The organism is Rathayibacter sp. VKM Ac-2929 (assembly GCF_022815495.1).
GTDB lineage: Bacteria > Actinomycetota > Actinomycetes > Actinomycetales > Microbacteriaceae > Rathayibacter > Rathayibacter festucae.
Window position 1 is genome coordinate 152750 of sequence record NZ_JALGRV010000006.1, and the last position, 20960, is coordinate 173709.

Consider the following 20960-nt stretch of genomic DNA (forward strand, 5'->3'; position numbering starts at 1 on the left):
CTGCCGCAGTGGGGGAACTTTCCCAGACAACCCGACGCGGGCCTGTCCGTCAAACGTCGATCGGGGCGGCGGCGGTGCGTTTACGAGATGTTAATTCGCCGACGGCCGGTGGACGTGGAGCAGCGGGAGGAACGGCGAGAGGTCGGCGCGCACGCCCGAGGCGTGGATCCGGCCGCTCGCGAGGCCCTCGCTCCAGGGGAGGGAGCCGGTGGCGAGCGGCAGCCAGGTGGCGGCGTCCATCTCGATCACGTTCGGCGGCGTGCCGCGGGTGTGGCCCGGGCCCTCGACGCACTGGGCGGCGCCGAACGGCGGCACGCGGACCTCGACGCTGCGGCCCGGGACGTTCGTCTCGATGATCTGCAGGAGGAAGCGCACGGCGGTCGCGGTCGTGTTGCGGTCGGCCCCGCCGGCGAGCGCCGCCCGCACGGCGTCCTGCCCGGTCACCTCGTCGATCTTCCCCTTGGCCATGCGTCCAGTCTGCCGTGCCGCCCGGTGCCCCCCGGTGCCCGGCGGCTCCGCGAGATGCCACTTGTGCACGCGACACGCCGCAGAAGGCGTGCACAACTGGCATCTCGCGGAGGAGGGAGGGGGCGCGCGGCGACGGGGCGCGCACCCGGGCGGGGGCGCTCCGGGGCGGGCCTATCCTGTCAGGGTGAAGATCCTCGTCCTCGGCTCGGGTGCCCGTGAGCACGCCATCATCACCGCCCTGCTCGCGGAGGAGGAGGCGCACGAGATCATCGCCGCCCCCGGCAACGCGGGGATCGCGCGCGACGTGGAGGTCATCCACTTCGACACCAACAGCCCGCGCCTGGTCAGCGACTTCGCGGTCGAGCAGGGCATCGAGCTCGTCGTCATCGGCCCGGAGGCGCCCCTCGTCGCGGGGGTCGCCGACGCCCTGCGCCGCCGCCGCATCCCCACCTTCGGTCCCGACCGCGCGGCCGCCGCCCTCGAGGGCTCGAAGACCTTCGCCAAGCGCGTGATGGACATGGCGCGCGTCCCCACCGGCCGGGCGACCCGCGTCTCGACGCTCGTCGACGCGACGCGCGTCATCGACGAGTTCGGCGCCCCCTACGTCGTGAAGGCCGACGGCCTCGCCGCCGGCAAGGGCGTGCTCGTGACCGAGTCGCGCACCGCCGCCGTCGCGCACGCCGAGTTCTGGCTGCAGTCCGGCGACGTGCTGATCGAGGAGTTCCTGGCCGGCCAGGAGGTCTCGCTCTTCCTCCTCTCCGACGGCCACGACGTCGTCCCGCTCTCGCCCGCCCAGGACTACAAGCGCCTCGCCGACGGCGACGAGGGACCGAACACCGGCGGCATGGGCGCCTACTCCCCGCTCCCCTGGCTCGCGGACCGCTGGGAGAGCGAGCGCGCCTTCGTCGACGAGGTCATCGACACCGTCGCCATCCCGACCATCCGCCAGCTCGAGCGCGAGCGGACCCCGTTCGTCGGACTCCTCTACTGCGGCCTCATCGTCACCGACGTCGGCATCCGCGTGATCGAGTTCAACGCGCGCTTCGGCGACCCCGAGACGCAGGTCGTGCTGCCGCGCCTGGTCTCCCCGCTCTCGGCGCTGCTGTTCGCCGCGGCGACCGGCGCGCTCGCCTCCGTCCCGTGGCCGGCCTTCTCGGAGGACGTCGCCGTGACGGTCGTGCTCGCCAGCGAGGGCTACCCCGAGAACGCGGCCACCGGTCGCCCGCTCGGCGGCCTGGAGGCGGCGGCCGAGGTCCCCGGCGTGACGATCGCGCACGCCGCGACCCAGCTGGTCGACGGCCGCTTCGTCGCCACCGGCGGCCGGGTGCTGAACGTCGTCGCCCGCGGCGCCGACTTCGCCGAGGCGCGCGAGCGGGCGTACCGCGCGCTCGACCTGATCACCCTCGACGGCGGCCAGTACCGCCGCGACATCGCGCTGCGCGTCGCCGGGCGCTAGCACGGAGGCTCCCGCCGGCGCCTCGACCCGGTCGCCGGAGTGGGACGACGTGTCTCGCCGCGCCGCGCCCGTCGGCGGTCGTCGCTAGCGTGTGGCGCACCCGGCAGCCCGTCGCCCCGACCGAGCCGCCTCCGTCGCTCCGGAAGGCCGCCGTTGTCCCCTGCATCCCGCTCCCGGTCCCGCGTCCGCCTCCTCGCCACCGTGGGGGCGGTCCTGTCGCTGCTCGCGGGAGCCGTCGCGGCGGGGTCACCGGCGCAGGCCTCGGCGGCCGAGAGCATCGTCGTGTCCGGCATCGTCCGGGCCGCCCGCATCGACTCCGTTCCCGCTCCCACCGGCGAGGCGTACCGGGTGCAGGCGGTGGACGCGTCCTCGACCGTCGTCGAGGAGGTCGTCACCGAGGAGGCCTACTCGCTGACCCTCCCCGCGGGCGGGAGTTACGCGGTGCGCGCGGAGGTGATCGACGACGACGCCTGGTATCCGACGTGGAACGCCGGCAACCCTCTCGGCGGCCTCTACGGCAGTCCACTCGCGAGCGAGGCGGAGCACTTCACCGAATCGAACGAGGGTGTCGACATCCTGGTGGCGTCCGCCGGCACTGTGACCGGAGGGATCCTCCCGGCCGGTGCGCCGGGCGTCACGAGGGCGGACTTCATCGTCCAGGCCTGGATCATGGACGGGAGCGGGAATCTGGTCGAGTTCTCCTCGCTGCCGGTCCGCGGCGGCCCCGAGGCGGAGAGCCGCTACTCGTTCAGCGGCGCGGACCGCCTGCCCACGGGCGTCTACGTCTTCCGGCTCACCGAGGCGGGCGTCCCCGCGTACGACGACGAGTACTTCGAGGAGGCGGCTCGACTCGGCCAGTACGCCTACCAGTCGCTCGCGCCCGACGGCCTCACCGGCATCGACTTCACTCCCACCCCGTACGACTCGGACGTCGCGCGCGTGGCGGGGGTCGACCGCTACGAGACGGCGGCCCTGGTCTCCGTCGAGGGGTACGTCCCCCGCGACTCGCCGCTCTACGTCGCGAGCGGAGCGAACTGGCCGGACGCCCTGTCCGCCGGTCCCGCCGCGTCCGCCCAGCGTGGCAGCCTTCTCCTGACCGACCCGCTGGTGCTCCCCGAGACCGTCGCCCGCCAGGTCGAGGACCTGCGGCCGAGCCGGATCGTGGTGGTCGGGAGCGCCCTCTCGGTCAGCGACGCCGTGCTGCGGAGCCTGGACGACCTGACCGACGCTCCGGTCGTGCGGATCGCCGGCCGGGACCGCTACGAGACGTCGCGGCGGATCGTCGCCGACGCGTTCCGCGGCACCGACTACTCGACGGTCTTCCTCGCCACCGGCACGGACTTCCCCGACGCCCTCTCGGCCGCGCCGATCGCCGGGCGTCGGCTCGAGCCCGTCCTCCTCGTCGACGGCGCCCGGAGCGATCTGGACAACGCGACGCGGAACGCGATCCGCCGGCTCTCGGCGGAGTCGGGCCAGCTGCTCGGCGGAACCCCGTCGATCAGCTCCGGCATCGAGTCGGCCCTGCGCGCGTCGACCCTCGTCGAGTCCGTCCACCGGGTGGCGGGGACGGACCGGCATGACACCAGTCGCCTGCTCAACGCCCTCTATCCGCCGTCGGAGCTGGTCGACGAGGCCTTCGTCGCCTCGGCGACGAGCTTCGCCGACGCTCTGGCCGCCGGGCCTGCGGCGGCGGAGCGGGGGGCACCGCTGTACCTCAGCGAGCCGACCTGCCTCCCGGGCGCGACGAAGACGGCGATCGCGAGACAGGACCTCGACTACGTGACGATCCTCGGCGGCACTCCGACGCTCTCGGCCGCGGTCGGCCGGCTCCGGGCCTGCTGAGCGGGCGACTCCTCGAGAGTCGTCGTAGCGGGAGCTCGAGGACGACGATCTCTGGAGCGCGGATTCGGCGGACGGGGGTCAGGCGGTGCGCAGGGGCGTGCGGCGGGTCGCGGACCACCAGAGCGCCGCGCAGCCGAGGACGGCGGCGCTGCACAGGGCCATGACGGTGCGCGGCTCGAGGAGCAGGATCCCGAGCGAGACCAGGGCCTGGCTGAGAGCGATCGCGAGCATGGCGATCATGGTGTCGACCGCGAAGACGCGGCCGCGCAGGTCGTTCGCGGTGATCGACTGCAGGCCGTAGCCGCTGAGACTCGCGTTCATGCTGCCGCCGATGTGGGCGATCAGGACGAGGGCGATCGCGAGGACGACCGAGGTGCTGATCGACACCAGGGCGTAGCCGAGGCCGAAGAGGAGCACGGCGGCGACGATCCCGCCGCGCAGGTCGGGCGAGCGCTCCGCCGCGGACCGCGCGACGCGGGGCCCGATCACGGCGCCGACGCCACGCGCGGCGAAGAGGAGACTCGCGGCGACGGCGGGGTCCGCCGCCATCGTCAGAGCGAGCGCCGGGAAGAGCGCGATGGCGCCGTTGCCGAGGTGGCTGCCGGGCTTCGCCAGCAGGAGGGCCGGGATCCGCCGGTCGGAGCGGCAGAAGGCGGCGACCTCGCGGACATCGCGGGCGAACCGGGCGAGGCCTCCGCGGCGGCCGGCCTCGCGCCCCGCCCCCTGCCCCGCCCCGTGATCGGCGCCGCGCGCCGCGGGCAGGCCGAGCAGCAGCAGCGCGGAGAACCCGTAGGCGCCGGCGGTGATCGCGAAGCAGAAGTACGGCGAGACGAGCGCGGAGGCGATGCCGCCGAGGGAGGCGCCGAGCGCGAGCATCACTCCCCAGACCGAGTTCAGCCCGGTGCTCGCGACGAGCAGGCTCTCCCTCGGCACGATCTGCGGGACGATCGCATTCACGGCGGGGGTGAAGAACGCCTTGCCCGCCGCGAGCAGTCCGAAGGTGAGCACCGCGAGCCACGCGGTCCCCGCCGACTGCAGCAGGAACAGCGGCAGCACGGCGAGCGCCGACCCCGCCTGCGCGGCGACCAGCACCGTGCGGCGCGACGTGCGGTCGACGAGCCCGCCGGCCCAGAGCGAGAGCACGGCGATGACCGCGGTCTCGGCCGCGAGCAGCAGCGCGCCGAGGGCGCCGTCGCCGGTGAGGCGCTGGAGCAGGACGATCAGCGGGATCATCGTGAACCAGTCGCCGCCCTGGCTGACGATCTGGGCGAGGAAGACGCGGCGGTAGTCCGGGTTCGCCCGCAGGATCCGCCGGACGCTCTCGCGCGCGGTCGTCATCGCGGCGGGGTCCGTCCGGTCGGTCGTCGGGCGTCTCCGTCGGTGTCGGTGGGGTGCGGCCGGAGCTCGACGGCGAGAGTGAGCACGCTCCCGGTGCCGAGCTCCAGGCGGTGGACGCCGCTCGGGAGGGAGCGCAGCCTGGGGACGCAGACCTCGGCGAGGATCGAGCGCGTGCCGAGGACGGTCCGCTTCTGCTCCGAGCGCAGGACCAGCTCGGTCGAGAGGGTCGCGTTCACGATCTGGCAGCAGTCGGCCGGCACGGTGACGACGCGGCCCGGCTCGGTGCAGATCAGGACGACGCCGACGTCCGTGCGGAGCAGGAGCACGCCGTCCCGGTCGCTCTCGCGGTGGGCGCCGGCGCCGTGGTGCAGGAGCGCGCGGTACCAGCGGTGCACGCGGAGGAGGCAGACGCGCTGGCCCGGATCGAGCGCGGTGAGGTCGCGTCCCCAGGCGGGGACTCCCCCGGCGACCATCCGCAGGGCGATGACGCACACCTCGGCGGGCGACGCCGAGCGGGGGAAGGTCTGGTAGTCGTTCAGCCCCGGCATCCCCCGGGCCTGGAGGTGGTCCATCCGCACGAGGTTGGTCCGCGACGCGTACGGGGAGTCGCCGCCGCGCACGACCGAGCCGAGCCCGGCGATGGCGGCGGTGGCGTGGTCCTGCTTCATCTCGACGACGACCGGCCGCGGCTGCGCCTCGGTGATCGCCGCGCACTCGGCGAGGACGCGGTGCAGTCCGACGATCGTCGAGCCGAGGTCATGCGCGTGCTCGGGGGACTCGCACTCCTCGGACGGCAGCCCGTCGAAGAGGTCGTACGTGACGCCGTCGAAGGGGTGGCGCCGGAAGAGGTCCCGCACGACGTCGACCATGACCCGCCGGGCGCGCTCGCTGCGGAAGCACAGCGAGGAGAACATCGCCGGGTTCAGGATCGGGGCGCCGTGCGCGTCCTGGACGAGGAGGTCGCCGACCCGCCCGAAGGCCGCGGAGGCGGGACCGACGGCGTGCGGGGCGCACCAGATGATCACCCGGCTGCCGAGCGCGTGGATCGACTCGATCAGCCACGGCAGGTCCGGGTACTTGACCGGATCGGGTCCAGTCGCCGATGTCCATCGGCACGTCGTCGCTCGAGTCCCGTCCGCGGCCGAACCAGCCGTCGTCGATGACGATGTTCGGGATCCCCAGCTCCGCGGCGAGGCGGGCGTTCCGCAGGACGAGCTCCTGCGTGACGTGCTCGGAGCTCCAGTCGACCCCGGTGCACCAGTAGGGCTCGAGCGCCTCGGGGCGGGTGGGGTAGCGCACGTCCAGGGCCAGCCGCTCGCAGGCGGAGAACCGCCGCAGCACCGAGCGCCAGTCGGCGTGCTGCGACGCGGGGAGGACAGCGATCCAGAACCGGTGCACGGCCTCGCCGTCGGCACCGGCCTCCGCAGTGTCGGCGAGGTGGAGCAGCGTGAACTCCACCCGGAGCCGGCGGAAGTGCACGTTCAGCGCCCGGTTCGAGGCGGGCTCGTGCAGGGTGATGTCCATCTCCGTGGGCGCGGCGATCACGCCCACGCCGCTGGCGCCGCCGCCGAGCCGCTCGAAGACGTAGACCGGCGTCTTCAGCGAGTTCGCGCGGACCTGCAGGTCGCCGCTGAAGCGCCACGCGGAGACGGGGTGGCTGCTGTTCATGTGCCAGCGGCCCGTGTCCGGGACGTCGACGTGGTCGAGGGTGTCGAGGGTCGTCGTGTAGACGACGCTCACGTCGCGCAGCCCGGGGCGGGCGGGCAGGCCGACCTCGAGCAGCTCGTCCGCGGCGCCGGTGAACCGCCAGCCCGTCGGGACGGGAGTGCTGTCCGCGACGACGAGGCGGCCGTCGCCGGTCGCGACCAGCACGGCGCGGAATCCGACGGACGTCCCGTCGACGCGCCGGGCACGGACCTCGACGCTGCCGGCCGCGGTATGCCGGGCGGTGCTGTCGCTGGATCCCACGGTGTGCTGCTTCCTTCGTCGGCGGTGCCCGGCGGAGTCGGCGGCGCCGCGACGATCCGTGACCGTTCACGGAGCGCAGGGCCGCCTCGTACCGCGACACGGTGATCCGCGCCGTTCAGGGCATGGTGACGTTAGCATTCGAGCGCGTGCGATGAGTACCCGCGGGATCGGGGAGGGGCGCGGCGGGGGCGGGGCGCCGGTGTCGGGAGGGCGGTGTCGGGAGGGCGGGCGATCCCGGCCCGGGGTCAGCGCGCGGTCGCGACGATGTCGCGGAGGGCCTCGCCGAGGTCGGGGTGGGCGAAGGTGAAGCCGGCCTCCTCGAGGCGGCCGGGGACGACCCAGCGGCTCTTGAGCAGCAGCTCGGACTCGGTGCGCAGGGCGAAGGTCGCCGGCTCGAGGACGAAGCGCGGGGCGGGCAGGCCGATCCGCCGGCCGACCGCGGCGCGCAGGAGGCGGGAGAGCTCGGTGTTGTCGCTCGGGTTGGGCGCGGCGAGGTTCACGGGGCCGTCGAGGGGCTGCTCCTCCGGGCCCTGCTCCTCCAAGAACCGGATCGAGCGGTAGACGTCCTCGACGTGGATCCAGCTGAAGTGCTGGCGTCCGTGGGTGGGGCGGTACTCGTGGTGCACGCCGGCCGCGCGCCGGGCGCGGGTGGCCGGCCAGCGGCCGTCGAACTGCGGGCCGCCGAGGCCGAGCCGGGCGAGCTTCAGCAGGATGCCGGTGGCCGGGCCGTCGCCGAGCACGATCGTCATCCGCAGGGCGAGGCGGCGGACGCCGGGGGTCTCGCCGGCGAAGAACGCCTTCTCCCAGGCGCGTGCGACGTCGACGGAGAAGCCCTCGCCGAGCACGCCGTCCCGCTCGGTGTTGGCGCGCTCCTCCTCGTGGCGGTAGATGGTGGCCGTGCTCGCGTTCATCCAGACCGGCGGCGGGGTCGCGGCGGCCGCGGCGGCGCGGTGCAGCTCCGTCGTCGTGTCGATCCGGGAGCGCAGGATCTCGGCGCGGTTGGCGGCGGTGTAGCGGCAGTCGACGCTCTTGCCGGCCAGGTTGACGAGGAGGCGGGCGCCGTCGAGGGCCCGCGTGATCGCGGCGGTGTCGCCCCAGCGGGCGTCGGGGCCGGAGCGGCCGATCCGGCGGACGGTCCAGCCGTCGGCCTCGAAGCGGCGGGCGAGGTCGGTGCCGAGGAAGCCGCTCGCTCCGGCGAGGACGACGACGGGGCGCGCGGGGTCGGGCATGCGTTCATCGTGCCGCATGGCGGGCGTTCGTCGCGGCTCCGGATCCTCAGAGCTTGCGGGCCGCCGCCAGCGCGCCGGCGAGGCGCTCCGGGAAGCCGGGCGGGACGTCCTCGGGCAGGGCGTCGACCGGCCACCAGGCCAGGGCGTCGCTCTCGTCGCTGACGGCGAAGGGCTGCGCGGGGTCGGCGATCGCGCCGTAGCCGATGTCCCAGTGAGTGCTGCAGCGGCCGAAGCCGCCGCCGAGACCGTGCCGGTCGAGGTCGAGCGGGACGTCGCCGAGCAGGGTGAGGGCTGCGAGGCCGCTCTCCTCGCGGGCCTCGCGCTCCGCGGCGGCGGGGACGGAGGCGTCGGCCGGCTCGACGTGCCCGCCGAGCTGCACCCAGAAGCGGCCCTTGCGGTGGTAGCAGAGCAGGACCCGGTCGAGTGCGGGCGAGAGCACGAAGCAGCTCGCGGTGACGTGCTCGGGGCCGCCGTCCCGCTCGAGCGCCGCGTCGCCGTGCTCCGCGAGGAAGGCGAGGTACTCGTCCCGGAGCCCGGCGAGCGCCGCGGGCGCCGCCCACTCCGCCAGCTCGATGCTCAGCCTGCCTCCACGCGCGTTCTCCACCCGCACGAGCGTAGGCGTACGCCCCCTCCCGCGGTGCGCGTGCAGCCCGCAGTTCGCGAGATGCCACCTATGAGGGCGACACGCCGAGACGGGGGCTCATAAGTGGCATCTCGCGGGGCGAGCCGGGGGTGCGAGCCCCGGCGGCAGTCCGCGAGATGCCACTTCGGTACGCGACACGCCGAGTGAGCCGTACCCAAGTGGCATCTCGCGGGGAGGGCCCGGGGTACCCGTGCGGCCGCAGCCCGCGAGATGCCACTTACGAGGGCGACACGCCGAGGCGGAGGCTCATAAGTGGCATCTGGCGGGAGGGAGGGGGTCAGACGGCCAGGCCCGAGAGGCCCTCGCGGTCGACGCGGCGGTGGAAGCGCATGCCGGCGAGGCCGCCGAGGACGGCGCCGACCAGGGAGACGACCAGGGCGGCGAGGACGGTCACGATCGCGGTGACGGTGGCGTCGCCCGCGTCGAGCGGGATCTGCGGGAAGCCGCTGACGGCGGAGAGGATCTGGCTGCCTCCGGTGAGCGCGGAGACGATGCCGACGACGATCGCGACGACGACGGCCCAGGCCCAGACCGCGACGCCCTGCTTGGCGCCGCTGAAGCGGGCCATCCGGCCGGCGACGTAACCGCCGGAGTAGTAGGCCACGAGGAGGATCACGAGCAGTGCGATCGCGCCGACCCAGCCGAAGGCGGCGGGGTCCGCGGCCAGGTCAGCCGTGACGTCCTGCGTGCCGACGACGGCCGCGCCGATCGCGGTGACCAGGGCGGTGAGGATGACCGCGAGGCCGGTCGCGGCGAGCCAGCCGAAGAAGGCGCAGCCGATCTTGAGGCCGCCGAAGCGGTCCTTCTCGCGCTGGTGGATGTCCTTGCGCGCGGCGGTGCGGGCCTTCGCGGCCTCCGCGGAGTCGGGGTCGACGGGGGCGCGGTGCGCGGCGGGCTGGTCGTCGGGGGCGGTGGTCGCGGTGGCGCCTGTGGCGCCTGTGGCGGTCGAGGCGGTGCTCGTCGTGTCGAAGCGGGTGGTCGCGTCGTGGTCGGCGCCGCTCGGCTCGCTGCGGAAGCGGTCGCTGCGGTCGGGACCGGTGCTGTCGGAGCCGGGGCCCCGATCGGTGGGCGTGCTCATGTCGGCCTCCTCGTGCGCCCCGGTGCGGAGCGTCGGCTCAGTCAACTCCCCGGCTGCTCCCGGTGTCTCGGGCTTGACGGCGCGGATCGACGGGCGGCTCGGGTGCCGGCGGGGTCGTCGCCTCCTGCTGATCGAGTAGCCCGCGAAGCGGGCGTATCGAGATCCACCGTGGTCAGAAGGCGGGGTCTGCAGAGCCCGACTGCTGGTGACGGTGGGTCTCGATACGCCCCTGCGGGGCTACTCGACCAGCATGGCTGCGGCCGTGTCTTCCCAGTAGATCCACCATGGTCAGCAGGTGGGGTCTGCAGAATCAGCGTGCTGGTGACGGTGGGTCTCGAGACGCCCCTTCGGGGCTACTCGACCAGCAGGCAAGGGGGGCTGCTCATCAGAGCGGAAGAAGGCGTCAACCCCGTGGCGCGGCGGCGCGCGAGCGGCTTGCATGGGAGGACCGACCCACGACGAGAGGGAGCACCATGACTCCGGAATCCCCCGAGCAGACCCCGCCCGGTACCGAGGCCGAGCTGACGCCGAAGGCCGACCACGGCGAGACCAGCTACCGCGGCTCCGACCGCCTGCGCGGCAAGGTCGCCCTGGTCACCGGCGCCGACAGCGGCATCGGCAAGGCCGTCGCGATCGCGTTCGCCCGCGAGGGCGCCGACGTCGCGATCTCGTACCTGAACGAGCACGAGGACGCCGAGGACACCGCGAAGTGGGTGCGCGAGGCCGGCCGCGAGGCGCTGCTCCTCCCCGGCGACCTGCGGGACCCGGCGCACTGCCGCTCCGTCGTCGCCGAGACCGTCGAGAAGCTCGGCCACCTCGAGGTGCTCGTCAGCAACGCGGCGTTCCAGATGAGCCGCGAGGAGGTCACCGACATCCCCGACGAGGAGTGGGACCGCACCATCGCGACCAACATCAGCGCCTACTTCCACCTCGTGAAGTCCGCGCTGCCGCACCTGAAGAGCGGCGCCTCGATCATCGCGACGAGCTCGGTGCAGTCCGACCAGCCGTCGTACCAGCTGCTGCCCTACGCGGCGACGAAGGCCGCGATGCTCAGCATGACCGCCTCGCTCGCGCAGGCCCTCGGCGAGAAGGGGATCCGCGCGAACGCGGTCGCCCCCGGCCCGATCTGGACCCCGCTGATCCCGGCGACCATGCCGCCGGAGGCCGTCGCCTCGTTCGGCGAGCAGGTCCCGCTCGGCCGCCCCGGCCAGCCCGCCGAGGTCGCGCACGCCTACGTGCTGCTCGCCTCGGACGACGCCAGCTACATGAGCGGCTCGACGATCGCCGTCACCGGCGGGAAGCCGATCCTCTGAGCACCGCCACGCGGAGCCTCCGGAGCGCCGCTCACCCGCAGGAACGTGCGGTAGGTTCCCGCGGGTGAGCGTCCACATCCGCAGCATCGAGACGGCCGTCCCGCCCACGGTCCTGCACCAGCCGGAGCTCCGCGACCTCTTCGCCGCGCAGCCCGCCGTCACCCGCCTCGGCTCGCGGCTGATCGGCGCGGCCTTCAACGCCTCGGGGATCGACACCCGGCACACGGTCGTCGACGAGCTGGACGGCGAGGAGCGCGACGGCGAGAGCACCTTCTACGACGCCCGCTCCGGTCTTCTGCTCGACCCGGGCACGGCCGCGCGCAACGCCGTCTACACGGCCCGCGCTCCGGAGCTGTTCGCGCAGGCGGCCCGGCGCGCGCTCGAGGCGGCCGGCTTCGCGCCGGACGAGGTCACCCACGTGGTCACCGTCTCCTGCACCGGCTTCTACGCGCCCGGTCCCGACTACCAGCTGGTCCGCGCGCTCGGGCTGCGCGTCTCGACGCAGCGCTTCCACCTCGGCTTCATGGGCTGCTACGGCGCCTTCCCCGGGCTCCGCGCCGCCCGCGCGTTCTGCGAGGCGGACCCGTCGGCCGTCGTGCTGGTCGTCGCGGCGGAGCTCTGCAGCATCCACCTGACCAGCTCCAGCGACGCGGAGCAGATCGTCGCCACCTCCGTCTTCGCCGACGGGGCCGCCGCCGCGGTCGTCACGGCCCGCGCACCCGAGCCGGGCACCGCGGTGCTCGACATCGACGAGCTCGACACGACCCTCACCCCCGAGGGCGAGGACGAAATGGCCTGGACGATCGGCGACCACGGCTTCACCATGCGGCTGAGCACCTACGTGCCGTCCATCATCGGCACGAACATCACCGCCGCGCTCGAGCCGATGCTCGGCCTCGGCGGGGTCGGCGCCGCGGACGTGCAGCGCTGGGCCGTGCACCCGGGCGGCCGGAGCATCCTCGACCGCGTGCAGTCGGCGATCGGCCTCTCGGACGAGCAGATGCGGCCCTCGCGCGAGGTGCTGCGGACGGTCGGGAACATGTCGAGCGCGACCGTGCTGTTCATCCTGCGCCGCCTGCTGCACGGCGAGGCAGCCGACGGCGAGCGGATCGGCGCGATGGCGTTCGGACCCGGGCTGACCGTCGAGATGGCGCTGCTGACCAAGCGCGGCGGGGCGTGAGCGCCCACGCGCCGCTCGTCCCCGACCTCCGGCACCGGGAGACGGACGCGCAGGAGCTGATGGACGATCCGTCCTGCGACCGCGCCCTGCTCGACGCGACCTATGCGCGGTTCGGCACGGTGAACCGGCTCGTCTCCGGCTGGCGGCGGCTCTACCGGACCCGGCTGCGCCCGCTGTTCCGGAGCGAGGAGCCCCTGCGACTGCTCGACATCGGCTCGGGCGGCGGCGACATCGCGCGCTCGCTCGCCGACTGGGCGCACGCGGACGGGCTGCGGCTCGCGATCACCGCGATCGATCCGGACGAGCGGGCGTTCGCCTTCGCGACGTCGACGCCGGCGCCGGCCGGGCTCGAGTTCCGGCGGGCGAGCAGCGCCGACCTGGTGGCTGAGGGTGCTCAGTACGACATCGTGACGTCGAACCACCTGCTGCACCACCTGCCGGCGGAGGCTCTGAGCGCGCTGCTCGAGGACAGCGAGCGGCTCGCTCCGCGCGCCCTGCACAACGACATCGAGCGCTCGCGGCTGGCGTACACCGCGTACGCGGCGGCGACCCGGCCGATCGCCGCGGGGTCGTTCCTGCACTACGACGGGTCGCTGTCGGTGCGGCGGAGCTACACGGCGCCGGAGCTGCGCGTGCTGGCGCCCGAGGGCTGGCGCGTGGAGCGGGCGGCGCCGTACCGGCTGCTGCTGGCGCGCGGGTAGGGCGCGCTCGGGGCCGCGCGGCCGGAGTCACGCGTGGTCGGACTGCTGACCGGGGGCCGGCGGCGGGGCGGGAGCGGGTCGTGCCCGCCGGCCGGCGGAGCCCGGGCTAGCGGTGGGGGCGCTCGACGTCGTCGCCGGGCGTGCGCTCGTCGGGGCCGTGCGAGCGGCGGTACTGCCAGCCGGCGAGGGCGAGGATCAGCACGCCGCAGAGGACGGTGATGATGTCCGGCACGGAGACCCCGTCGCCGAGCGAGCTGATGCCGGCGCCGAGGAGCAGGACGCCGCCGATGAGGTAGAAGATGACTCGCGTTTTCATGGCCTCGTCGCTTTCGTCCGCCGGAACAGGCCCTGCGATGCTACCCGGTCGCGCCGGACGGCGGCCGGGCGCGGGTCCAGGCTGTGCTGGACCTCCCGCACGCGGAATCGGCCCCGGCACGCTGCAGTGCGCCGAACCGCGAGCCCGGGGCGGAAGCACGAGCCGAACGTCGAGGCTGAGTGCGACGGGCGCGCGCGAAGACGACGCTGTCCGCGGGGGACGCTCCATGCTGATCGAGTAGCCCTCGCAGAGGGCGGATCGAGATCCACTCGCGCCAGAAGGACGAGTCTGCAGACCCGCCCTGCTGACGACGTCGGGTCTCGATACGCCCCTGCGGGGCTACTCGACCAGAATGGGGTTCGCAGAGGCCCTCGGCGAGAGGGCGGCACCCCCTGCGGGGCTACTCGACCAGCATGCGGGTGAAGCGGCCCTCGACTAGGGGGCGCGGCCCGGGCTGTCAATGGGGCATCGGCGTGTCTGTCCGTCGATTCCGCGTGGAGGGGCTCCACCGGTTACCGTCCCCGAGGAGCTGTCCGCCGTGGGCGGCTCGCACTGACGAAGGGCGCCCGTGGCCACGCTGACCTATGGACCGCAGAATCTCGAGATCGAGTTCGAGGAGCGGGTGCTCGCCCACCTCAAGGTCGCCGTGCTGTCGAAGCTGCGGCGCAACGAGGCCTTCTCGCTCTCCTGGACCGAGGACGCCTCCACCGGCCACGGCCGCAGCTCGGTCTGGCTGCACCCGTCGGTGCCGCTGCACTTCCGCTTCGCCGAGACGCACCAGCCCAAGCTCAACCGCGCGTGGATCGAGCAGATGCTGAGCGTCGCGAGCATGCACGGCGAGCTGTCCGTCCTCCCGGAGCCCGAGGAGACGCGCCAGGGCTGAGCCCCCGGCCGCTCTGCCCCTCCGCGGTGCATCCGTCAACCCCACCCCCCGTCCCAGGGTCGCGTCGTAGCGTCTGAGGACAGTGACCGGGCGGTTCTCCGTCGGTCGCGACCACGGACGGAGACGACGATGACCGATACCGCGCGAGCAGTCGCAGCACCCACCCTCACCGGGACGGGAGGCTCCCTGCGCAAGGACGAGCCGATCGCCGTCCGCCACGCGCCCGATTCCGCCTCCACCGCCTCGCAGCCCGTGCTCGGCTGCCGGATCGACGTGAGCGGCCGGATCTTCACGGTCGAGCTCGAGATGGCCGGCATCTTCCTGCGGCAGGTGCGTCGCACGCTCCGTGACGGCGACAGTGCGCTCGTCCTTCTGCGTCACGTCGACGGGATCGAGATGATCCCCTTCACCCGTGCGACGCCGTTCGAGGTGTCCGACATCGTCTGCCCCGAGGGCGTCGAGCCCGTGCAGGCGCGGATCGACGAGGGACTGCGCGCCCGCTAGGACTGCCGCGGCGCGGGGTCGATCCCGCGCGGCCGTTCGATCGGATCCGCGCAGCCGCCGCGATCAGGCGGAGAGCGACGCCTCGATCAGCTGGACGATCCGCGGGTCGTCGGGCTCGACCGTCGGGCGGAAGCGGTGCACGGTGCCGTCCGCGGTGATCAGGAACTTCTCGAAGTTCCACTTCACCTTGCCGGCCTTGCCCGCCTCGTCCTCGGTCTTGGTCAGCTCCGCGTAGAGCGGGTGCGCCGAGCGTCCGTTGACCTTGACCTTCTCGAACATCGGGAAGGTGACGCCCCAGGTGGTCGAGCAGTACTCCTTGATCTTGTCGGAGTCGCTGAGCTCCTGGAGGAACTGGTTGCTCGGAAAGCCGAGCACCGTGAAGCCGCGGTCGCCGTACTGCTTCTGCAGCGCCTCGAGCTTCTCGTACTGCGGGGCGAGGCCGCAGCGGGAGGCGACGTTGACGATGAGCTTCACCGGCGCGTAGTCGGCGAGCGTCGACGCGGATCCGTCGATCGTGGTGAGCGGGATGTCGGTGATCGTCTCGGGCACGGGGGCTCCTTGTCGAGGAAGTGGGGTGATCGTCAGGCTATCCAGTGCAGCCGTGCGCGGGCCGCGAGACACTCCTCCACACCGCCGCCCTCGCCGCGATCCTCCCCCGTCGGCGCAACTCCCTCCCCGGCGGCGGACGGGCGACGCCACCATGGAGTCATGACCCCCTCCTCGCAGCAGCTCGTGTCGGTGGGTGGGCGGCGCCTGCGGCTGACCAACCTCGACAAGGTGGTCTATCCGGAGGCGGGGTTCACCAAGGCCGACGTCCTCTCCTACTACGCGTCCGTCGCCTCCGCGATGCTGCCGCACCTCGCCCGGCGGCCGGTGACGCGCAAGCGCTGGGTCGACGGGGTCGGCACTGTGGAGGAGCCCGGCGAGGTCTTCTTCGAGAAGAACCTGCCCTCCTCCGCGCCCTACTGGCTCAGCCGGACGACGCTCGCGCACTCGTCCCGCGACGTCGAGTACCCGCTCGTCGACGACGTCGCCGGGCTGACCTGGCTGGCCCAGCAGGCGGCGCTCGAGCTGCACGTGCCGCAGTGGCGGGTCGGCTCCGACGGCGAGCGGCGCCCGCCGGACCGGCTCGTGCTCGACCTCGACCCCGGCGAGGGGGCGGGGCTGGCGGAGTGCGCCGAGGTGGCGTTCCTGGCGCGCGACCTCCTGGAGGGGATGGGGCTCGAGCCCTTCCCGGTGACCAGCGGGAGCAAGGGCATCCATCTCTACTGCCCGCTGGACGCCTCCGCCTCGAGCGATCAGATCTCCTCGGTCGCGCACGAGCTGGCGAAGGTGCTCGAGGCCGACCACCGCGACCTGGTCGTCTCCGACATGAAGAAGACCCTGCGCGAGGGCAAGGTGCTCGTCGACTGGAGTCAGAACAGCGCCGCGAAGACGACCATCGCGCCGTACTCGCTGCGGGGCCGGATCCTGCCGCGGGTCGCCGCGCCGCGCACCTGGGAGGAGATCGGGGCGGCGGACCTGCGGCACCTCGCTCCGGACGAGGTGGTCGAGCGGCTGCGGAGTGACGGCGACCTGCTGCGCCCGGTGCTCGCGTCACGCGGTGCGGGGCTCGAGCCGTCGCCGGAGCGGATGGCGGGCTTCGCGGCGACCGACGCCTCCGCCGACCGGCTGGCCGCCTACCGCAGCATGCGCGACGCCTCGAAGACGCCGGAGCCGGTGCCCTCGCCGGGGGCGGGGATCGCGACGTCGGGCGACACCTTCGTCGTGCAGGAGCACCATGCGCGACGGCTGCACTACGACTTCCGGCTGGAGCACGACGGCGTCCTGGTCAGCTGGGCCGTGCCGAAGGGGCCGCCGCTGGACGGCGATCCGAACCGGCTGGCGGTGCAGACGGAGGACCACCCGCTCGAGTACGCGACCTTCGAGGGCACGATCCCCGCGGGCGAGTACGGCGGCGGCGAGGTGCGGATCTGGGACGAGGGCACCTACGCGCTGGAGAAGTGGCGCGAGGGCGAGGAGGTGATCGCGGTGCTGACCGGCCGGCCGGACGGCGGGCTCGGCGGCGAGCCGCGCCGGTACGCGCTGCTGCACACCGGGGCGAAGGGCGGGAAGGGGGACGAGAAGAACTGGCTGCTGCACCTGATGGCGCCGGGGGCCGCGGCGCACGGGGGACAGTCGCACGGAGGGAAGGCGCACGGGCGCGGGGGCGGGGTGCGGAAGGGCGGGGGGTCCGGCGGGGCGTCGGGGGCCGGGGCGGCGGGGTCTGGAGCGACTACGCCGTCCAGCTCTCCGATCGCGGAGGCCGCCGCGTTCCGGCCGATGCTCGCCACCGCCGGCCGGGCGGCGGACATCCCCGGGGACTCCGCGATCGAGATGAAGTGGGACGGCTACCGCGCCCTGGTGCGGGTGTCGGGCGGAACGGTGACCCTGACCAGCCGCAACGGCAACGACCTCACGGCCGCATTCCCCGATCTGCTGGATCCGATCGCCGAGGCGGTGGCGGTCGACTGCGTGCTCGACGGCGAGATCGTCGCGATCGACGACCGCGGCCGGCCCGACTTCGGCCGGCTGCAGACCCGCGGCGGCCTGACCAAGCCGCGCGAGATCGAAGCGGCGGCGCGCGCGACTCCGGTGCACCTGATGCTCTTCGACCTGCTGGCGATCGACGGCACGGAGGCGATCGGCCGCCCTTACGACGAGCGCCGCGCGGCTCTGGAGCAGCTGGCGACCGAGAACGAGCGCGTGCACGTCCCCTCGGTCTTCGACGGCGACCTGGAGGAGGCGATGTCGACGAGCCTCGCGCTCGGCTTGGAGGGCGTGGTCGCCAAGCGCCGGGACGCGGCCTACCGGCCGGGCGTCCGCTCCGGCGACTGGGTGAAGCTCACCCATCACCGCGTGCAGGAGGTGGTGATCGTCGGCTGGCGCGAGGGCGAGGGCGGACTCGTCGGCTCGGTCGGCTCGCTGCTGACGGCACTCCCCGGCGACGACGGCCTGGTCTACTCCGGCCGGGTGGGCAGCGGCTTCAGCGACCGCGAGCGTCGCGGCCTCGTCGACCGCCTCTCCGAGCACGCGACCGACGAGCCCGCGGTGGCCGTCCCACCCGCCGAGTCCCGCGGCGTGCACTGGGTCGAGCCCGTCCTCGTCGGCGAGGTCCGCTACCGCGAGCGCACCTCGGGCGGCACCCTCCGCCAGCCCGTCTGGCGAGGCTGGCGCGCCGACAAGTCCGCCGCGGAGGTGCGCCTGGAGTGACGGCGAGAGGCCGGAGACTTGGAGCGTCCACGGAGCCACTACATCTGAATCGGCTCCCAAGCCTCCATCAGTCGAAGGCTGTCCGTGACGCGCGTAAGGCCGCGACGCGCCGGACGCAGGGCCTTACGAATAGGAACGGAGAAGGTCTCCGCTGGCTTCATTTGGTCGAGCAAGCTATTCAGCTGCTCTCCGACGGCACCAAGACCAGTCAACTGACCCAAAGCCTTGTTGTAGCCATCCGCCAGCCCAGGATTAATGGACATGAGCTCAGTTGCGATACTTCGAAGGCGGCGCATGTCTAAATCGATATATTTTGTGGTGTTAAACATGCGCTCGCCGATCTCGCTGATTCGCTCAGATGGCTCCTTAAAGGAATTTGCCAGTCGCAAACTCCAAGTTTGCACCTGATGAGCAGACGGTTTACTGCCGACACCGCCCGACCCTGTAGCCGCATCCCCTAACGCCGCAATCGCAGGTGCCATAAGTTTGCTATCAGCCGTCAACTCGTCCATTTTTATGCCGAGCGAGATGGTGACCTCGGCGAGGCCCGGCCGATCCTCGTCGTCGTCCTCCTCGTCTTCGTTCGTTGGGTCGACGATATCGTCAGAACCCGTTCCGTCATGCTCGAGTTCCGCTAGCTTTGCCTCGGCAGTTTCGTAGGATTGAACGAAACGATCAGCCAATCTAGCCATCGTGGTCTTCCAAGCAGAAGACTTCGGATCCGACAGAACAGCTTCCTCAATGACCTCCCACTGCCGGGCCGACGCTTCGCGAACGACGTCATCGGTGGAATTCTCGTTGAAGATCGCCGGTGCATTGATGAGCAGGACGGGAAGCAAAAGCTCGTTGACGCCTAATGAAGATGCGTTCGCTTGGAAACGATTGAACTCCATACGGCAGTTTTGGCTATCCAGATAAGCGGCGCTAAGCAACGGAATGAATACAGATGCCGCCAGAATTTCCGCTTCGAGACGATCGCGCCAAAGCTCTCCCCACCCAATGCTTTCCTGATCCAGGAAAGCTTTTACCTTTCGCCCCGACTTTGCATAAATGAAATGGCTTAGGGTAGTCTTGAAGAGCGAAACCATTCCGTAGATGTCATCGTCAGCCCGAGCGTAGCTAAGGAAGACCGTTATTTCTCCTTCCCCGCTTTGGACCTTCGAGGAAGAAGGGCTCGCGCCTCTGTCCACCTCTAAATGCACCGAACCTACCTGCTTCCGACTTTTGCTCTTGCTAGCCACATATCCCCCGTCCGCGAGCTTTCCCTGGTTTTTTCGCTACGTCTTATGGATGCCTGATTGCGTGGGCAACGCGTCGGGTATCGCCAGAGCGAAATAAAGCAATCTCATGATGAGCGCCACGCGGCCTCGAAAGATAATCGATAGCGGCCTGCCGTGCACGAGAATTATGTCATAAGCCCTGGTCGGAAGCGGGCAATTGGGAACACCACGAGTGGTCAGTCGAGGCGGACGCCTCGGAGGAGGACGAGGGTGGAGCCGACGGCGACGCCGGTGCCGATGAGGACGCCGCCCGCGCCGGCCGCGGCGGCGATGGTGCCGAGGAGGGTCGGGAGGGCGATCAGGCCCAAGCGGTTGCCGGCCAGGCGGAGGGAGAGGGCGCGGCCGTGGCGGTCGGCGGGGGTGCGCTCGATCAGCCAGGACATGGTGATCGGCTGGCCGATGCCGAGGCCGAGGCCGAGCAGGGCGACGGCGACGAAGAGCAAGGCCGTGGGCGCGGGCAGGGCGGTGAGGACCAGGCAGACGGCCGAGACGACGATGCCGGCGACCATCACGCGGGTGCGGCCGAAGCGGGAGGTCGTCGCGCCGAGCAGGAGGCGGGAGGCCATCGAGGCGAGCGCGCGGACGGTCAGCAGGGCTCCGACCACGCCCGCGGGGAGGCCGCGCTCGGCGCCGAGGGCCGGGAGGTAGACGACGGTCAGGTCGACGGCGGCGACGACGGTCGCGCTGGTGAGCAGGGCGCGGGCGAGGCCGGGGATCCGCAGCAGGCCGAGCGTCGAGCCCTCGGACGGGGTCTCGACGGTGGCACGGGGTGCGGGGCGGGCTATCGCGGTGGTGACGGCGAGGAGGAGGACGGCGAGCGCGCCTCCGACCAGGAACAGCGGCGCGGGGTCGGGGCGGACGGCGCTGCCGGCGAAGACGGGGATGAACGCGGGGCCGATCGCCTGGCCGAGGGACGCTGCGAAGGTGTAGTAGCCGAAGCGGCTGTCGAGGCGGGTGCCGGCCGCTCCCCCGGCGACCACGGCCTGCTGGCCGACGACGCAGCCGAGGTGGCCGGCGCCGAGCAGGGCGGTGCCGCAGAGCAGGCCGACGAGGCCGCCGCCCGCGAGGAGCAGCAGGCCGGCGGCGGCGATCGTCAGCAGCGAGCCGCAGGCCATCACGAAGCGCGCGCCGACCCGGTCGACGAGGCCGCCGACGGGCAGCGCGATCAGCAGCGGCACCACCGCGAACGAGGCGCCGAGCGCCCCGAGCGCCCAGGCCGGCACGTCGAGCTGGATCGCCTGGTAGACGGCGGCCGGCCGCAGCAGGAAGGCGACGGCCTGGATGAGCACCGCGTGCGTGAGCAGCGCGCCGGTCGAGAGCGCCTGGCGGTCCGGCACGGCGCTCCCTCCCCTCGACGGGCGGTCGCCCGCCGTCCATCCTGGCGCACCGTCGGACGGGAGCCCGCGCAGACGATCGACGGCCCCGATGCGGTGAGCGAGGAGCTCGTTGGACTGAGTCGCCCGAGAAGGCTCGTTCCCGGGCCGGAGAACGCGCCTTCTCGGGCGACTC

Annotated in this window: 19 protein-coding genes; 8 read left to right on the forward strand and 11 right to left on the reverse strand. The window is 72.6% G+C overall.

All coding sequences use genetic code 11. From position 1 onward, the window contains the following. Nucleotides 1-90: 90 nt before the first annotated feature. Nucleotides 91-468: a sterol carrier family protein gene (locus tag MT355_RS18940; protein WP_243600710.1), complete on the reverse strand. Its 378-nt coding sequence runs from the start codon at nt 466-468 to the stop codon at nt 91-93. A gap of 184 nt (nt 469-652) precedes the next feature. Here MT355_RS18940 and purD point away from each other — a divergent pair, with 184 nt between their 5' ends. Together purD and MT355_RS18950 are read left to right on the forward strand one after the other, a co-directional pair. Further along, entirely contained in the window at nt 653-1924 is a 1272-nt protein-coding gene (purD, locus tag MT355_RS18945; RefSeq protein WP_243600711.1) for a phosphoribosylamine--glycine ligase, read from the forward strand. A gap of 153 nt (nt 1925-2077) precedes the next feature. Continuing rightward, complete coding sequence (locus MT355_RS18950) at nt 2078-3766, forward strand: cell wall-binding repeat-containing protein (protein WP_243600712.1); 1689 nt, start codon at nt 2078-2080, stop codon at nt 3764-3766. Nucleotides 3767-3844: 78 nt separating this feature from the next. Here the strand turns inward: MT355_RS18950 and MT355_RS18955 are convergent, their stop codons facing one another. The 6 genes from MT355_RS18955 to MT355_RS18980 all read right to left on the reverse strand — a co-directional run bounded on the left by MT355_RS18955 (nt 3845) and on the right by MT355_RS18980 (nt 10022). Beyond that, nucleotides 3845-5104 (reverse strand): MFS transporter, encoded by a 1260-nt coding sequence (locus MT355_RS18955; RefSeq protein ID WP_243600713.1) that lies wholly within the window; start codon nt 5102-5104, stop codon nt 3845-3847. After that, nucleotides 5101-5961: a hypothetical protein gene (locus MT355_RS18960; protein WP_243600714.1), complete on the reverse strand. Its 861-nt coding sequence runs from the start codon at nt 5959-5961 to the stop codon at nt 5101-5103. Before MT355_RS18960 ends, MT355_RS18955 begins: the two co-directional genes overlap by 4 nt. Beyond that, complete coding sequence (locus MT355_RS18965) at nt 5861-7072, reverse strand: alpha-galactosidase (RefSeq protein ID WP_243600715.1); 1212 nt, start codon at nt 7070-7072, stop codon at nt 5861-5863. The genes MT355_RS18960 and MT355_RS18965 overlap by 101 nt, the downstream gene beginning before the upstream one ends. Before the next feature lie 245 nt (nt 7073-7317). After that, nucleotides 7318-8301 (reverse strand): epimerase, encoded by a 984-nt coding sequence (locus MT355_RS18970; RefSeq protein WP_243600716.1) that lies wholly within the window; start codon nt 8299-8301, stop codon nt 7318-7320. Between the two features lie 46 nt (nt 8302-8347). Then, complete coding sequence (locus MT355_RS18975) at nt 8348-8905, reverse strand: NUDIX hydrolase (protein WP_243600717.1); 558 nt, start codon at nt 8903-8905, stop codon at nt 8348-8350. A 316-nt stretch (nt 8906-9221) separates the two neighbouring features. Then, nucleotides 9222-10022 carry a hypothetical protein gene (locus MT355_RS18980; RefSeq protein ID WP_243600718.1) on the reverse strand — a complete coding sequence of 267 codons (801 nt, stop codon included), beginning with the start codon at nt 10020-10022 and terminating at the stop codon, nt 9222-9224. A 473-nt stretch (nt 10023-10495) separates the two neighbouring features. On the opposite strand from MT355_RS18980, the gene MT355_RS18985 reads away from it, so the two are divergent. The 3 genes from MT355_RS18985 (at nt 10496) to MT355_RS18995 (ending at nt 13216) form a co-directional block, all read left to right on the forward strand. After that, nucleotides 10496-11335: an SDR family oxidoreductase gene (locus tag MT355_RS18985; protein ID WP_243600719.1), complete on the forward strand. Its 840-nt coding sequence runs from the start codon at nt 10496-10498 to the stop codon at nt 11333-11335. 64 nt (nt 11336-11399) lie between these two features. Next, nucleotides 11400-12515, forward strand: a complete 1116-nt coding sequence (locus MT355_RS18990; RefSeq protein ID WP_243600720.1) for a 3-oxoacyl-[acyl-carrier-protein] synthase III C-terminal domain-containing protein — start codon at nt 11400-11402, stop codon at nt 12513-12515. Next, nucleotides 12512-13216: a methyltransferase domain-containing protein gene (locus MT355_RS18995; protein WP_243600721.1), complete on the forward strand. Its 705-nt coding sequence runs from the start codon at nt 12512-12514 to the stop codon at nt 13214-13216. Before MT355_RS18990 ends, MT355_RS18995 begins: the two co-directional genes overlap by 4 nt. A 106-nt stretch (nt 13217-13322) precedes the next feature. Here the strand turns inward: MT355_RS18995 and MT355_RS19000 are convergent, their stop codons facing one another. After that, a complete protein-coding gene (locus MT355_RS19000; protein ID WP_123706287.1) occupies nt 13323-13532 on the reverse strand; it encodes a hypothetical protein in 210 nt (69 codons plus the stop codon). 568 nt (nt 13533-14100) lie between these two features. Here MT355_RS19000 and MT355_RS19005 point away from each other — a divergent pair. Together MT355_RS19005 and MT355_RS19010 are read left to right on the forward strand one after the other, a co-directional pair. Beyond that, a complete protein-coding gene (locus tag MT355_RS19005) occupies nt 14101-14415 on the forward strand; it encodes a hypothetical protein (protein ID WP_123737654.1) in 315 nt (104 codons plus the stop codon). 129 nt (nt 14416-14544) lie between these two features. After that, a complete protein-coding gene (locus MT355_RS19010; protein WP_243600722.1) occupies nt 14545-14919 on the forward strand; it encodes a hypothetical protein in 375 nt (124 codons plus the stop codon). A gap of 63 nt (nt 14920-14982) precedes the next feature. Here MT355_RS19010 and MT355_RS19015 read toward each other — a convergent pair whose 3' ends face one another. After that, nucleotides 14983-15468 carry a glutathione peroxidase gene (locus tag MT355_RS19015; protein WP_243600723.1) on the reverse strand — a complete coding sequence of 162 codons (486 nt, stop codon included), beginning with the start codon at nt 15466-15468 and terminating at the stop codon, nt 14983-14985. A gap of 159 nt (nt 15469-15627) precedes the next feature. On the opposite strand from MT355_RS19015, the gene MT355_RS19020 reads away from it, so the two are divergent. Continuing rightward, nucleotides 15628-18171 (forward strand): ATP-dependent DNA ligase, encoded by a 2544-nt coding sequence (locus MT355_RS19020; RefSeq protein ID WP_243600724.1) that lies wholly within the window; start codon nt 15628-15630, stop codon nt 18169-18171. A gap of 38 nt (nt 18172-18209) precedes the next feature. Here MT355_RS19020 and MT355_RS19025 read toward each other — a convergent pair whose 3' ends face one another. Both MT355_RS19025 and MT355_RS19030 read right to left on the reverse strand, forming a co-directional pair. Next, nucleotides 18210-19412: a toll/interleukin-1 receptor domain-containing protein gene (locus MT355_RS19025; RefSeq protein ID WP_243600725.1), complete on the reverse strand. Its 1203-nt coding sequence runs from the start codon at nt 19410-19412 to the stop codon at nt 18210-18212. Between the two features lie 215 nt (nt 19413-19627). Further along, nucleotides 19628-20788 (reverse strand): MFS transporter, encoded by a 1161-nt coding sequence (locus MT355_RS19030; RefSeq protein ID WP_243600726.1) that lies wholly within the window; start codon nt 20786-20788, stop codon nt 19628-19630. Between the last annotated feature and the right edge of the window lie 172 nt (nt 20789-20960).

What these genes read in the sequence shown, in the direction of transcription:
- MT355_RS19010 (WP_243600722.1), top strand. Translation starts at nt 14,545, where the DNA reads ATGACCGATACCGCGCGAGCAGTCGCAGCACCCACCCTCACCGGGACG.
- MT355_RS18980 (WP_243600718.1), bottom strand. Translation starts at nt 10,022, where the DNA reads ATGAGCACGCCCACCGATCGGGGCCCCGGCTCCGACAGCACCGGTCCC.
- MT355_RS18940 (WP_243600710.1), bottom strand. Translation starts at nt 468, where the DNA reads ATGGCCAAGGGGAAGATCGACGAGGTGACCGGGCAGGACGCCGTGCGG.
- MT355_RS18955 (WP_243600713.1), bottom strand. Translation starts at nt 5,104, where the DNA reads ATGACGACCGCGCGCGAGAGCGTCCGGCGGATCCTGCGGGCGAACCCG.
- MT355_RS19020 (WP_243600724.1), top strand. Translation starts at nt 15,628, where the DNA reads ATGACCCCCTCCTCGCAGCAGCTCGTGTCGGTGGGTGGGCGGCGCCTG.
- MT355_RS18970 (WP_243600716.1), bottom strand. Translation starts at nt 8,301, where the DNA reads ATGCCCGACCCCGCGCGCCCCGTCGTCGTCCTCGCCGGAGCGAGCGGC.
- MT355_RS18985 (WP_243600719.1), top strand. Translation starts at nt 10,496, where the DNA reads ATGACTCCGGAATCCCCCGAGCAGACCCCGCCCGGTACCGAGGCCGAG.
- MT355_RS19000 (WP_123706287.1), bottom strand. Translation starts at nt 13,532, where the DNA reads ATGAAAACGCGAGTCATCTTCTACCTCATCGGCGGCGTCCTGCTCCTC.